Raw genomic sequence first — 15,155 nt, 5'->3', positions numbered from 1 at the left:
TTACTCTGCACTCCGATATAATGTATAGAGCCCGTCATACGGACGAGTCCACTTTTAAAATAAGATACCGATTTACAATAGATGGAGCAGGTGAGGAATGGAACAAGAGCTATTAAACTACGCCCTGATCATTATGCTGGGCGGTCTGCTGAGCTTAGGGTTGTCGTTCTATGCGTTATTTCGGTTATATAACACGCCTGGTGGAGTCTATTATTGCGTGGCTACATTTCTGGCATCGATGTTTGGCTTTTCGTATTTGTTTGAACTATTAAGCACAACGCTCAAATCGACCTGGTTCTGGCTGCGTGCAGAATATGTATTTCTACCGTTTATTCCTGCATTCACGTTGCTCATGTGCTGTGCCTATGTGGGCTATCGGCCGAAGCGCTGGATGTATGGGATTTTATTCGCTATTCCGTTATCGACAGTGATCATGCAGCATACGAATGAGCTGCATCATCTGTATTATACCTCGCTCCACCTTAGCACGGATACGCCATTTCCGGTGTCGCGGATCGAGCATGGGCCTTATTTTTATGTGCATTCGATTTATTTATACGTCTGTCTGGCGATTGGTGTATTGTTGCTAATCAATCAGGCGCGTCAGGTTCGACTTCGTTTTCGCTTGCAAATTTTTGCGATGGTAGCCGGTCTGCTCACTCCCGTTATTGCCAGCCTCTTTTATGTAAGTGGGCAGAGTATGTATGGAATCGATCTGGGCCCAGTATTTATTAGCGTATCGTTTATTTTCCACAGCATTGCACTGTTTCGTTATCGCATGTTTAATGTGGCGCCGATTGCACGGGATATCGTCTTCGAGAGTATGGCAGACGGTGTACTTGTTATTAATGAAAATGATGTGGTCGTCGACTATAATCATGCGATGAAGGAGCTTATGCTTGGTGTGACAAGCAATCTGATCGGTCGCTCGATGGCAGATGTTTTACAGGATCGACCGGAGCTAAAAGAGCTGGTCGATGCTGGACAGGATTGCGAATATATCGGCTGGTATGAAAATGTACGCTACTGCTATCGGATACGATTTTCTCCGGTATTCGGTAAAAATAGCGCACAGGTCGGACGTATTATTCACGTCTCGGACATGACCGAGCAGGCGAATTTGCAGGACCAGCTACAATATCTAGCCGATACGGATGGTCATACCCGACTATTTAATAAAACCGCGTTCATGTATCGTGCGCAGCAGGAGCTGGATCGGATCGCGCGTAGAGGTGGGCACCTGTCCATGATCATGTTTGATATCGATGAGTTCAAGCAGGTGAACGATACATTCGGGCATGAGGCAGGCGATGTGGCGCTGCTGTATTTAGCGGAAGCGGTGCGTGAATATGCGGATGATTATATGCTAGCAGGGCGCTATGGCGGCGATGAATTCGTGCTGTGTATGCCAGGAAGTGACCTTGATGCTGCCTGTGAGCTGGCGGAGAAGCTGCGTCGGCATATTACAGACGGCGAGATTGCTGTTGATCATGAGCGACTGTGCATCACGTCCAGCTTCGGCGTTACCTCCGTCTATATCGCGCCCGGTGAGCAGGAGATATCGATTCCGCTGCTGATTCGTCAGGCGGATCAGGCGCTGTATGCTTCCAAACGCTCAGGGCGTAATCGGGTGCAGGTGTATGAGGAGATTGGGATATCTTCCGAGGTGGGCGGAGCAGGTTAAAGCAGTTGGGGCTAGTGATAGAGGCGACTGCTCAAGTTGGCTTTTTAAAATGCTTAATAAAGTTTGGAGAAATTGTGGCATCCTGTTCTTTTACAAATCGAATGAATCGTACAAATTCAAATGCAATTTAAGTCAAATACGTAATCATAGACTATACCTCGCTTTGCCATCAAAAAAGACACTACACCGAGCATCTTCTCGCCTGTAGTGTCTTCTTTTTCACATCATGGTATCCCCTATTAGAACCATTCTCAGCCATTCTTACCCCTTAAACAACATCCTCACCGCCACCACAAACAAACACACCGCCAGCACGCGCACAACTGCCTTCGCTGGAATCTTCGATGCGATGCGAGCGCCGATCTGTCCGCCGACCAGTGCGCCAATTGCGAGCCAGATAAACTTATCCCACATCACATGTCCCAGACTCACATGCGAGATCGTTCCAACGAACGACGACAGCAGAATCGAGAACATCGATGTCGCCGTAGCAATATGTGGCGGGAAGGCGAGGAATAGAATCATCGTGGGCACCATCACGGAGCCGCCACCGATACCGAACAGACTCGACAGGAAGCCGACGAACAATGCGACCACACAGCCAAACCACATATTAAATGAATACTCATGCACCTGTCCGCTCTGATCGATCAGGCGATGATGGGTATTCGGACGTAGCCAGCCACCGCGACTGGAGGTCGGTTTGAAATTAATCATGACCGCCATGATCATCAGGAAAATACCGAGTGCCACAAAAAATGTCCGACTTCCCACAACCGTTGTCGTTAACGCTCCAAGCACCGAGCCGGGGATCATCGCAACCGAGAAGGCAAGACCACTCCGGTAATCGATTCGGCGTTGACGTGCATACGCAATTGTACTGGAGATTGCACTCACGAATAGTACAGCCATCGATGTACCGGAGATGCTTGCTACTGGAATCGTGTACAGAAATGCGAGTACAGGCACAATAATGAATCCGCCGCCAAGTCCAGCAACCGCACCACAAATGGAGGCGAGCATACCGACGGCGAGAAGAAGCAACGCTTCAAGCATACGATCAGAGTCCTTTCCTACTGATTCAGATGGAATATCTTATCTAAGCAGTATAGCACGGAAGGCGGCTCCTCATCTCACGTATACCGGGTACTGCATAGCGCAGGTCTAGCTCGATACCGCTTCGTTCGTCTGCGTAGCAGCCTTGGAACGCTCCTGACGTGGAGCAGCTACACGCCCGTTACCATTGGCAATCCGCTGTTTAAAATAGCTAATTATACTCGATACGATCACCACGGATAGCATCGACAGAATCGCTTCATACCAGCCGACCGAATAGAAGCCAATACATACTACCACCGAGTCAAAAATGAAATTCACCATCCCCGGATTCCAGCCCAGTCGTTGCTGGAGAAAGAGCGCTACAATATTCACACCGCCCAGTGAAGCACGATTCATGAACAATGTCGACAGCCCCAGACCACATAGCACACTGCCGATGATCGTCCCGACAAGAGCAGGCATCGTCGGTAACGGAAGGAACGCGCCCAGCGAGCTAACGAGCGATACGAGGCATACTGACACGATCGTCGATAGCGTAAAGCTCCAGCCCATCCGCATGAACGAAAAGATATAAAACGGAATATTAATCACGAAAAATAAGCCGGCAAATGGAAGCTGTAGCAGGTAGCTCAGGCTGAGCGCTAGCCCTGCCGTGCCACCCGTGACGACCTGAGCATGACGCAATAACAGCAGACCCAGACTAACCAGCACACAGCCTAGCACGATCATGCCCAGCCGTTTAGGAGCAAATGAATTCATATGTACACAATTCCTTTCTATCATTCCATGAATGTTTATACATGTTCGCGTATGAATTTGGCTTATTAACATGATATAATGCCCCAAACGACAATCCTATGTAAAAACAGAGCTTATCCCGTCTATTTGTATGCAAATTGAATAATAATCGTCCTATCCGTATGCAAAATAGAAATATAGAACAATACATGTGAACATATGGCTGGATTGTAGTAATAAGGAGGAACCGAGATGGATACGATTGATGCGAAGCTATTAAACCTGCTCCAGCACGATGCGCGAATGACGATTAGCGAGCTGTCCAAGCAGCTGGCGCTCAGTCGTCCGAGTGTCACAGAGCGGCTTCATCGTTTACAGGAAAAGGGGATCATCGAGGGCTTTACAGCGATCGTATCACCTGCGGCGGTTGGGCGCAGTATGCTGCTGATGATTCAGATTAGTGATCTGAATCATCAGCAGGTGAATGGGAGAAGATGATCGCATCCGAGCAGGATGTGATCGAATGCCATCGGGTGACAGGAGAGATTGGTTATATTATCAAAGCAGCCGTAGAAGGCATGGAGGGTCTGCGCCAGCTTGTGGATCGACTGATGGTGTATAGCTATGTGAATACGTCGATTGTGCTGACTTCGCCAGTCGAGCGTCGACATGTGCAGCCTGTTCATATACAGGATTGATAACCAAAAGCACAAAAAAACAGACCGTCCTGATCTCAGGCACGGTCTGTTCCATATGCAGCCATATTGGCATTATGCTGTTCCAGCGATAGATCGAAGTTATCCCGATTCCCAATCTGCGTGCTCGCGCCACCACCATGGCGTTTATACAGCACCAGCCAGTAAAAGATCGGGTACTGACGCAGCGGTTGACGCTGAGGGCCGATATACACATCGGCAAGCTGCTCATATGGTGGCCAGTAGTCGGCGATATTCGGCGTAATCCGGCGATGGGCGCGGCTGCTAGGGATATGCTCGCATACACGTTCGGAGCTGAATCGTTCACGCCATGTCCCATAAAAGGTATGCGAGCTACCATGTGTGCGACAGATAAACGGGCGCACCGGATACACGCGGCAGATGCCCTTTTCTGGATCAAGCAATGGGCAGGCAAAGCTGTTACGCCCCGCATGATGGCGAATCGAATCCAGCTCCTGCTTGCGGCTCGTTCGGTTCACCAGTGCGTCATACATCGGCTCATTGTCCTGCTGGAATCGCTCCAGATTACGCTCCGCTTGCTGAAAGGCAGCATCGATATCTGCCTGACTCCAGCTATGCTCCATATAGGTCAGCAATAGCTCGAATTCCACCTGCGATACCGGAAAATAGTCCGAGCAACAGCTACTACAGCCTGCGGCACACGGAGGATGCTTGCTACTATGCTGGTGGTAGTCCTCAATTACCGCATCGACCTGCTCATACAGAGCAGTCATATGCATGGCACGGCTATCTGCCGCGGAACGAGGGTGGCAATTTTTTAAAGGGCGTCCGCTGCCGCAAAAGCAAGGACTGTCCGGTGATAGAGAGGACGCCACTGTATGGGAATGATCGGCATCAACAGATAGAGAGCTATGAGATTGTACAGTCTGCTGCTGGTGACGCTGATCGGGTCGTTTATTATCGTTCTGTAACGAATGTTGATCTTGTGATAGATGCTGCTCCGGTAACTGCTGGTGATTGGCTACACGATTGCGTTGCTGCGACTGATCTGCTTCGTTAGGCTGATCATGTCGGGTTGGTTTTGGCTGATCGCGATGTGGCATAGGAATTCTTCCCTTTCCGCTTCGTCGCTGCTGCATCTATAGATACAAGGGCATCTGTAGATACGAAGGAAAGGAACATACAGTCTCTCCTCATAACAGCCGATTCGGATGCTCTGCCCGTGTGGAATCATCTCAAGCACCAGGCACGGCAGAGCTAGAACGAAGCTTGTTCTCCCATTATACCGCAATCGCTCATTACACTTAACCTTCCAGCTCTTTATACATAAAATAATCAAAGTCTGCATGACGACGTCTGCCGCCCATATCGATGCAGTTCATACCGACAAAGGCTCCAGTGAAGAAGCCACCGCCCTGTACATAGTCATCCGACAGCTTATAGCATTCCAGCTCCACCGGAACCGTATGCCAGTGCTGCCCGTCAAAGGAGTAGCTGTAATGATACTGCTGTACACGCACCTCGACCTTGATATGCACCAGCTCAGTTTCCTCTGGAACAGGGATCGGCTTACGTCCGAATGGCTGGCTGAATTGCCCATTATCGCAGATCAGCAGATCAAGCACACGTCCATACTTCTCATGCCAGGTGATCTGTAAGGTCGACCAGTTCTCTGTATTGTAGTAGCAGGTTAGTCCAGCGCCTTGCTGGAAGGTAGTCGGACGGAAATCAATTGCCGTGGCCGCATCGAATGAAAATGCCTGCCAGCGACGCGCCACATACGCCTGCGTGAACAGGGAGCTGAGCGATTCGCGTCCATACAGTCGCAGATAGCCCGGACGACTTTCCAGACAGGCGATGTCCTTAGTAAGCGGAATGCGTAGCGTTTGGAAATGAACATTCAGCTCAGTGCTGTCAAAGTCGTCATGCTCCGGGTAGTCCTGTTCCCAGACAACAGGCTCCATTTGTGGGGCAGGGACTTCGACTTTACCCTGCTTGCCACCAACGACCATCGGCCAGCCGTCAACCCATTCAATCTGCTGTAGCGCCGTTTCGCGTCCGAGTGGGCAATAGCCACGATTGTCCAGAATCGGCAAGGTGTCATTAGGTAGTGGTCGTCCGGTCAGATGCGCCAGATACCATTCATCGGTATGGGTATGTAGCAGGGATGCATGACCACATTTTTGCAATGGATGTCGTGGGTCTTGCCATGCGCTGAGCATCGGATAATCCGGCTGTGTCTCATAGGGCCCGAATAGCTCACGAGAGCGTGCTACGGTCTCGGCGTGCTGATACGTTGTACCGCCCTCTGCCACGAACAGATAGTAGTAGTCATTCACACGATACAGATGTGGGCCTTCGGTATAACGTAGATCGGTGCCTTTGTAAATGATCTGCGGCTCACCGATCAACTGCTGTTTTTCATGATCGTATTCCTGTAGCGAAATGCCATAAAACGGATGATGATACATACGATGATCCCAGTACATATTAAGCAAATATTTACGTCCATCCTCATCATGGAATAACGAAGCATCAAAGCCTACACCATTTAGCAAAATCGGCTCTGACCATTCACCATCAATCGTATCGCAGGTGACCAGATAGTTAAGACAGTCTTTCCAGATGCCATTAACCACCTTCACATCGGTATACACCAGCCAGAACTTGCCGTCATGGTAGCTCAAGTCTGGCGCCCAAATGCCGCCAGAGTTTGGATTGCCCTTCATATCGAGCTGGGACAGTCGATTAAGCGGACGATGCACCAGATGCCAGTTTACGAGATCACGGGAATGATGAAGCTGTACACCGGGGAACCATTCAAATGTGGATGTTGCGATATAATAGTCCTCCCCAGCACGACAAATACTCGGATCGGGGTTAAAGCCGCGTAATACAGGATTTTGGATTGCCATCATCTTTACCTCCAGTGGGGTTCAATTCGAATACGATAGCTAAGACAGAATACATGACGACATACAGCAGAGCAGGATTTTTCGTGAAGCGCTTACAAGTCATTCATACAGACTAGCTTTAACCATCATGAAGCTGGTTGGTCTGCCACTTCTATACCCTGCACAGGACTTTGTATAATGGTTAAACTAACTTTTCTTGAAGGTAACACAATTTGGGATAGAGCGCAATGCACAAACCGGATTATGGTACAATGAATGGGCAAAACGAGTAGACGATCGATAGCCATATGAAGACTAACTTATGCTGCACGGCTTATCGTCGTATGATCTACTTAGCACCCTATCTGATTTGACAAGCACAATGGAGGCTCATTCACTATGCAATCATCTGATCAAAATAAATCTGCCTGGAACGGCAGCACCTATCAATCGTGGCTCAATCGCTTTGGCACACCACAGGAAGCGGCCGCCAAAATCACAGCCGATCCACTCAAGCGTGTGAGCGGTGCGCTACGCCATATGGGCGACGATATCAAAGGACAACAGATCATCAATCTAATGGGCTCGAACGGCAATAAAGCCGTTGCCCTTGCTCTACTCGGTGCCGAGCTGACCGTAGCTGATTTCTCACCGGAAAATGAACAATATGCACTGGAGCTGGCGGCCGCGGCAGGCGTATCGTTGCAATACATCGTTTCCGATGTGCTGGAGCTACCGCAGACGCTGAATGGTAGCTATGATATCGCCTTTATGGAGTTTGGCATCCTGCATTATTTTACCGATCTGCATCCATTGCTGGAGGTGGTAGCCAGACTGCTGAAGCCGGGTGGCAGACTGGTGCTACAGGATTTCCATCCCATCTCCACCAAGCTCATCTCCTCGCGCGGCACGACTGCGAAGATTCGTAAGCATAAGGTGGACGGTGATTATTTCGATATCGCACTGGTCGAAAAGGAAGTGTCCTATTCCAAATACGCAGAATCCGGACAGGTACAGGAAGAAAAGCAAAAGGTGTACCTGCGCAACTGGACACTTGGCGAGATCGTCACCTCGATCGCCGATACCGGCTTGATCATCAAAACACTGGAGGAGCTGCCGAACCAGTCATCCGAGGTGTTCGATAAAGGCATTCCGAAGACGTTCACAATCGTCGCGGAAAAGGCGCGCTAACCTTCTTGATTCTCGGTCATACAGGATATAGAGGCTTAAAATAGCCTAAATTACTGAAAGAACGCACGTAAAATGAGCTTTTACATTAGCTCCTCAATCAACCAAAGCGTATCAGCTACAGCCTGAACGAAAACTCAAAAAGCACGAGCATCGCTCACCTTTCGCTTGCAGGGTCTTTTCTGCAAACAGAAGGTTTAGCGTGCTCGTGCTTTTTATACTTCTTCAATATTGCATATAGTTTAAATCGATAAAGGATATTGACCTATGAGTAATTTACTTTTTCGACAATATTTTCAAATTCAAATCGTATCATTTTAACCAGTACATAGTAAAAACGGCTTGGTGATAAGGACTCAATTTGCTAAAAGTAGATATACACAAAATGGAAATATGCTAGGATAGCTAAAAAGTGAGGTGGTGATTAATGAAAGATAAAAAGCCAAATTATTTGTTGATTGGTATAATCATAGGTGTTTTGTTCGTTGTTATAAAACTTTTTTAAGGATCGTAGTTTAAATTATACTCAAAATTCAATGAAAAAATTTTTAGCTATCTTAGAAACTATCTATAACATTCGAATAACATTGTACTAAAACCAAAAGAAGAATCCTAATTCTAAGCTATTCAGAAATATGCTCCTACATATTACGAACGAAGGAGAGATGATCTTGAAAAGATTCGGAAAATCAGTTGTATCCAGTGTATTAGCCGTTTCAATTTTAGCTTTGCCTTCTATTTCTTTCGCTGCGGGTGATCCAGAAATAGAAAAAGAGCTTTTAAAAGAGCCTGCCAATGGCGTAAGTGTTGTAGTAACAACTCCAGAGTTGGAGCAGCCACAAAATGGTATCGCTGCTGCTACGGCTGCACCTTACTATCGGGGACAGTCTAAAGTATATGCAATCGGAGGGGTATCATCCTTTTCTGATGTTTTCACAGACTATACACAAGCTCAGACGCTGAGCATCGATCGTGTGTATGTAAAGTCCAAACAATATATTAATGGAATATATACCCAAAGTGCTGTAGACGACCAGAAGAAAGCAAGCCATGCTGGGATCTATGTTGCCTATGGTGCAAGAACAATAGGTGATCAAGAAGTACTTGGAGAACACAAGTTCGAACAAACTGGTTACAAGGTTACAATTCTTGAAACAACGGATACATAAGGGAGAGGATTAATGATGAATAAGAAATATACATTCGCTACGTTAGCTATGAGTGCTGTATTGGGTTTATCGTTCGCCATTAATGCAAATGGGGAGGAAAGTAAAGATCCTTATAGTTTTGCCCCGGATCAGTTATCAGCGACGGATATTGTTGATACGTCCAAAGCAGCAGAAAAAGAGTTTAGTCCCAGCCCTATCAATTCACAGGGTCAAGGTATTGCTTCAGCTGCAGCAGCTCCGTATTATGTAGCGCGGTCTGACTTTAGTGGATCTACAGCGGAAAGTATATCCGAGTCCTTCACAGATTCAACAAAATCAAAACGAAAAAATATCGATCATATTGGAGCTAGAACGGTTGCGTATCTCAATAAAGGATTTGTAGGTGAGAGAAGTAGCCACCAGTATAATGAAAATCAGGCAGCGGCTATAGTATCCAATATTCCAAATACTATTTTTGGAGATGGAGAGACTTATGGGCATCATGTGTTTGAACATGCTGGTTATACAACATGGTATCCTGAAAGTTACGGTGATTAATTAATTCAATGTATAAGAGTAAGCCCTTCTTTTAGGCTTACTCTTATTTCATAAAAGGAGATAGTATGATAAAAACTAGCTGGTTATTAGTTGTTCTGTTATCGATCTTATTTCTAACTTCGTGCTCTCAAAAAGAAAATTATCAAGCTGAACCAATTAAGCTTCAGACAACCGATTTCAAGCATACAATCGCTAGTACCGCTGATCGGGACAATCTTCCGATGGCAACACAAGGGAGCGGTACAACCGTAGGTATTTACAATGTGAACGGCAAAATTGAAGAAACAAGACAATATCATATTAAAAATGGCGCGGCTTTCAAAAAATTTATTAGCTTGGGTAATCTCATTTCAGCAGATCGCATTTACAAAATGATTGTTTTAGTTGATTACAAACAAACAAAATTCGGCGTTGATGGTAATCATGCGTCGATTGATTATACATTTCAGATGAAAGCTGGCCAAACACTTGAAATACCTATTGAATTAAAAGGTCTTAAACCCGGCATGCATGATGTGCTAGTGGTCATGGTAAAAAATCCAGATAATAAATCTTTGGATGAAGATTATCGTAAAAAGACTGATCTCAACCATTTGATTACTGAAAGATTTAACGTTATTGTTGGAGATTCTACCAAGCCTTCAGCAGATGTAAATTATACGAATACCGGTATGAAAGAAGAACAAAATCTTGGAGGAGTATTTTTATCAAAAGAAAATGACTTTAAGCGTTGGTTATCGGAAGATGTGAAATCGGGTGAACTCATGGACTTTTTTGTGCACGTAGGGAACAGCAACGAAAAGGATAATCAAACGTATGCTTTGGTTTTACTTTCGGATTGGAAACAGATCGATATACTGGATAATAAAGATGTTTTATATTACAAGTTAGGGAAAAATGATTCTTACGTCTTGCCAGTTAAATATCAAGTACCGGCTCAAGCAGGCATCAAAGATCTTACAGCATTACTCATTCAAAGTCCTAATCAGAAACTTGACATGTATAATAGAGATACCGAGTTTTCCATTCGTGTCGGCATAAATGGAGAATGATAGAAAAGTAGCAAGCATAGTCGATATTCATTGTGATTATGCTTGCTACTCTTTTTTGATAATATAAATCTACAGTTAACCTGTTTGCTTGGCACATGCGTATCAAGAACAGATTACGATTATTTTATTACGCTCTTTTCTGAGTAACCAATCCTCTCTTGGTTGCTGAGAAAGGGTGTTTTTATTATCCTCAGATACTAATAGGAATGAATATACGTTCACTATCAATCATTTATCGGGTAGGTGGAGTATTATTACCCATACCTACATCAGTCAGTTACATATCCGCGCCGTCCCTGTAGAAGCAAAAACCCAACATATACCTATCTCTCTACCTCAAGCACTATCGCTATCCTCCACCACCGCTGCCCCTTTAAAATCAACAGCAAATGACGGCTTAATGAGTAATTTACCCAGATCCTCTGCGGATATTGGTTTGCTAAACAGATAGCCCTGCATCTCATGACAACGAATCTGCTGGAGCATCGAAGCCTGCTCATGATTCTCTACACCTTCGGCGATCACATTCATATTCAGACTGCGCGCGAGGTTAATAATGGAGCTAATAATCATATGATTAGCCTGACTGCTGCCGATGCGGCTGGTGAATTCACGGGCGATTTTGAGCTTGTCGACCGGGAAGTTTTCCAGATAAGCGAGCGAGGAATAGCCGGTTCCGAAGTCGTCAATCGAGATCGATACACCTAGCTCCTTCAATGCTTTGAGCTTGTCGATTACATTGCTGATATGGGTCATAGCAATCGATTCGGTAATTTCCAGATCGATATACACTGGATCTACGCCCGTCTGCTTCAGAATACGAGCGACCGTACCGACAAAGCTCTCCTGCTCAAATTGCTGTGCGGACAGATTGATACCGATCTTGATCATATGACCTTCATCCTGCCATTGCTTCGCCTGCTGACACGCCTCACGCAGCACCCATTCACCAATCGACAGCATCAGCCCAGTTTCCTCGGCGATTGGAATGAATTCTCCCGGCATAATCATGCCAAGCGTAGCGTGCTCCCAGCGGATCAGCGCCTCGACACCGATCACCCGACCGTGCAGTGCATCGATCTGTGGCTGGTAATGAAGCATGAGCTCATTGCGATAGAGTGCCTGACTCAGTTCCTTTTCCAGCATTAGCTTTTTGGAATAGAGCTGGTCTTTATCATTGTAGAAGCGATAATGTCCTTTGCCATTTTTCTTGACCTGATACATCGCGATATCGGCTTTTTTCATCAAGCTTATCGGGGATTCGTCTTCGCCTACATAAAGGGCGATGCCAATACTCGGAGTAGCGATAATCTCATAGCCCTGAATATAGTGGGGCTGATGCATCGCGTCCAGAATACGCTGAGCGACAACGGATGCCTCGCGTGTATCCTTCATATGACGAATGAGCAGGGTGAACTCGTCACCGCCCAATCGTGCGACCATATCGTTATCACGAACGCAGCGCTGCAAGCGCTGGGCGACAGAGCGTAGCAGATGATCGCCCACATCATGACCGAGTGTATCATTAATATTTTTGAACCGATCCAGATCGATGAACAGGATGGAAAATAGCTCCTGATTGGAATGAGCGATCTGTACCGTATCGCTGAGCGCATGCTCAAAAGCAGCACGGTTCATTAGCCCGGTGAGTGCATCATGATAGGCAAGATAGTGAATCTGCTCCTCGTGACGCTTGTTATCTGTAATATCCTTGGCAATGCCGTACATACCGACCACTTTACCCTGTAGAATAATCGGCACGTTAGTCATGCGTACCTGGAAGATCTCTCCCTGACAACTCCGTAGCGCCGTTTCATAGATCTGCGGCTCGCCTTGAAGCACCAGCTCGATTCGCTCCATAATCGAATCCATATGCGCATCATGAAAATAATTCATCGTATGCTTGCCGATGAGCTTCTCCTCCGTCACCCCATGCATCCGTAATGCTTGTGGATTGGCACTTTCAATCCGTCCATCCAAACCGATCGATACGATCGCATCCGGGTGGAAGTCCACAATGGAGCGGTACCGATTTTCGCTGCTTTCCAGCTCGATTTTCTTATCATACAGATTACGAGCTAGCCGATGATTTTCCAGAATGATCATCACCTGACGAATCATAACGAGTACAATGGCTAACCCTGTACCGACCACCAGCATATATCGACCTTCGGCATTGATAATCATAAATACAAACAGTGCAGCGATCCCGATATACGGCAGGATCAGCTGTGGAATATTCAGCTTAGGAATATCCGATTTGGACGAGTGATTATTTTTCCTCGCAAACGGATTCTCGATCTCTGCGGCATGCGCGATACCAGCAAAGCCTACGAATAATAAACCCGTAATAAATAGCGGATCAGCCAGACTGCCTGAGCTGTAATTATGAAGCGTGACCATATATAGGAACATCGTATCGCCAATGACCTGAACGAGCAGACCCAGACACAGGTACAATACAACCCGATTAGACAGGGTACGCACATTGCTCAAATATAAGCTTGCTGCACCACCTAGCAGTACGAGGTCGCCCAGTGCATAGCCAGTCGAAAGCATCGTATCCGGCGCAATATGGGTGATGCCTGTTAATGCAAGCATGGAACGCATGAGAAAATGCCAGCTTAATGTGAACAGCACGGTCATCACAATCGCAATATCGAGCACCAGCCGAATCATCGGCAGACCGCCCTTATCTCTTTTCAGCTTATAAAAGAACGCCAGCATATAAAACAGAACCTGTAGAACATAGAAAAGATCAGGGTAGCCGGGGAAAGGCAGCTCGATATCGAGTACCGTCTCATAGCACAGCCAGATCAGCTCCGCAATCGAATAGCTAATACAGCCCAGCCATAACAAAATCCAAAATGGACGGTGCCGACGCTCACTCGTTCTCCACGCTATATATAGCCAGGTACAGGCCACCATCGTCCCGATCACAGACAGTGTATTACCACCTGTTGTACGCACGATATCATTATCTTTCCATATCCAAATCCATGTATAATACACAACTGTGAACACAACAATGAAAACAAACGACAACGGTTTTACGAATTGAGCCTTTTTAGGCATATCCATTCCCTCTAATTCAATTTATTTAGTTAATAATACCCAATATCGGAACTTATATACCTAAATTTTTGATGAAATTTATAGGTCTAAAGATCGTATAGCTTAATCACTTAATAGTACGTCATTTCACAAGCAATTGAAATACATATTGCAGCATTTTTGCGGAGAAATTTGGTGAAATTTGTGCGAAAAAGGGCGATTTTGTGTGGATGGCTCGTTTTTTGATATAAAAATAATGGAATAAGAGATGGACGGTGATTTTTAGATGGAAAGGAAGTATTTTACCCATCCAAGCGTTCATTGAAAGCGTTATCTCATTCATTTTGAGAAATTCAGCTACCTTATGATGTCAAAAGACCGTAATTAACGGCGGAAACTATAGTATTTCCAAACATTGAATTGTATAATCGAACAGAACGTAAGGAATGGTAGCATCGGCTACTGGTCGTTTATTTTAGGATGAAAAGAGGGGTTAGAGGATGGCAGGATCAAGCGGATTATCCGTTAAAACGATTGTCGCAATCGGAATTGGTTCGGCACTATTTGTCATTCTGGGCCGTTTTGCTTCGATACCAAGCTTTATTCCGAATACGAATATCGAAGTGACGTATGCGCTGCTGGCGCTGTTCGCGCTTTTGTACGGGCCGTGGGCAGGGCTGCTGATCGGTCTGATCGGACACACGCTCAAGGATGCCATTTTCTATGGGCAGCCGTGGTTTAGCTGGATTATCGCTTCCGGTATATTCGGTCTGATCGTGGGGCTGCTGACGCGCCGGATTCGGATTGCAGATGGAGAGTTTGGCGGAATGGAGATGCTGCGCTTTAATCTGGCTCAGTTGATCGCCAATGTGGTGAGCTGGCTCGTTGTAGCGCCAGTGCTGGATATTCTGATCTATTCCGAGCCAGCGAACAAGGTATTCGTACAGGGTGTAGGAGCAGCAATCTCCAATACGCTGACGGTGGCTGTAGTTGGTACATTGCTAGCTATTGCTTATTCCAAAACAAGAACGAAGCGTGGCAGTCTGAGTCGAGAAGCCTGATCGAGTCTTGATCGATTGATGATCACATCGACAGGGCAGGTT

At 46.3% G+C, this 15,155-nt stretch carries 11 protein-coding genes and 1 pseudogene; 7 read left to right on the top strand and 5 right to left on the bottom strand.

The window, feature by feature from the left end; translation table 11 throughout:
• Positions 1-97 precede the first annotated feature (97 nt).
• Positions 98-1,684 carry a histidine kinase N-terminal 7TM domain-containing diguanylate cyclase gene (locus IEX62_RS13100; RefSeq protein WP_188775959.1) on the top strand — a complete coding sequence of 529 codons (1,587 nt, stop codon included), beginning with the start codon at positions 98-100 and terminating at the stop codon, positions 1,682-1,684.
• A gap of 261 nt (positions 1,685-1,945) precedes the next feature.
• Here IEX62_RS13100 and IEX62_RS13095 read toward each other — a convergent pair whose 3' ends face one another.
• Positions 1,946-2,740 (bottom strand): sulfite exporter TauE/SafE family protein, encoded by a 795-nt coding sequence (locus IEX62_RS13095; protein WP_188775958.1) that lies wholly within the window; start codon positions 2,738-2,740, stop codon positions 1,946-1,948.
• Positions 2,741-2,848: 108 nt separating this feature from the next.
• A complete protein-coding gene (locus IEX62_RS13090) occupies positions 2,849-3,502 on the bottom strand; it encodes a YitT family protein (RefSeq protein WP_188775957.1) in 654 nt (217 codons plus the stop codon).
• Between the two features lie 231 nt (positions 3,503-3,733).
• On the opposite strand from IEX62_RS13090, the pseudogene IEX62_RS13085 reads away from it, so the two are divergent.
• Positions 3,734-4,179 (top strand): annotated as a pseudogene (locus IEX62_RS13085) (Lrp/AsnC family transcriptional regulator).
• A gap of 35 nt (positions 4,180-4,214) precedes the next feature.
• Here IEX62_RS13085 and IEX62_RS13080 read toward each other — a convergent pair.
• Complete coding sequence (locus tag IEX62_RS13080; RefSeq protein WP_229685758.1) at positions 4,215-5,261, bottom strand: YkgJ family cysteine cluster protein; 1,047 nt, start codon at positions 5,259-5,261, stop codon at positions 4,215-4,217.
• A gap of 201 nt (positions 5,262-5,462) precedes the next feature.
• Entirely contained in the window at positions 5,463-7,076 is a 1,614-nt protein-coding gene (locus IEX62_RS13075; protein ID WP_188775956.1) for a glycoside hydrolase family 43 protein, read from the bottom strand.
• A gap of 375 nt (positions 7,077-7,451) precedes the next feature.
• Here IEX62_RS13075 and IEX62_RS13070 point away from each other — a divergent pair, with 375 nt between their 5' ends.
• The 4 genes from IEX62_RS13070 to IEX62_RS13055 all read left to right on the top strand — a co-directional run bounded on the left by IEX62_RS13070 (position 7,452) and on the right by IEX62_RS13055 (position 10,998).
• Complete coding sequence (locus IEX62_RS13070) at positions 7,452-8,243, top strand: class I SAM-dependent methyltransferase (protein ID WP_188775955.1); 792 nt, start codon at positions 7,452-7,454, stop codon at positions 8,241-8,243.
• Between the two features lie 668 nt (positions 8,244-8,911).
• Entirely contained in the window at positions 8,912-9,409 is a 498-nt protein-coding gene (locus tag IEX62_RS13065) for a hypothetical protein (RefSeq protein WP_188775954.1), read from the top strand.
• Between the two features lie 12 nt (positions 9,410-9,421).
• A complete protein-coding gene (locus IEX62_RS13060; RefSeq protein ID WP_188775953.1) occupies positions 9,422-9,946 on the top strand; it encodes a hypothetical protein in 525 nt (174 codons plus the stop codon).
• Positions 9,947-10,011: 65 nt separating this feature from the next.
• Complete coding sequence (locus tag IEX62_RS13055; RefSeq protein ID WP_188775952.1) at positions 10,012-10,998, top strand: hypothetical protein; 987 nt, start codon at positions 10,012-10,014, stop codon at positions 10,996-10,998.
• 336 nt (positions 10,999-11,334) lie between these two features.
• Here IEX62_RS13055 and IEX62_RS13050 read toward each other — a convergent pair whose 3' ends face one another.
• Positions 11,335-14,073, bottom strand: coding sequence for a DUF4084 domain-containing protein (locus IEX62_RS13050; protein ID WP_188775951.1), 2,739 nt, complete (start codon positions 14,071-14,073; stop codon positions 11,335-11,337).
• A 479-nt stretch (positions 14,074-14,552) separates the two neighbouring features.
• Here IEX62_RS13050 and IEX62_RS13045 point away from each other — a divergent pair, with 479 nt between their 5' ends.
• On the top strand, positions 14,553-15,113 hold the full coding sequence (locus tag IEX62_RS13045; RefSeq protein ID WP_188775950.1) for an ECF-type riboflavin transporter substrate-binding protein: 561 nt from the start codon (positions 14,553-14,555) through the stop codon (positions 15,111-15,113).
• Positions 15,114-15,155 lie beyond the last annotated feature (42 nt).

Source organism: Paenibacillus hunanensis, from assembly GCF_014645615.1.
GTDB classification, from domain to species: Bacteria; Bacillota; Bacilli; order Paenibacillales; family Paenibacillaceae; genus Saccharibacillus; species Saccharibacillus hunanensis.
Note: the sequence above shows the minus strand (reverse complement) of the source record. Positions and strands in the feature narration are given on the sequence as shown.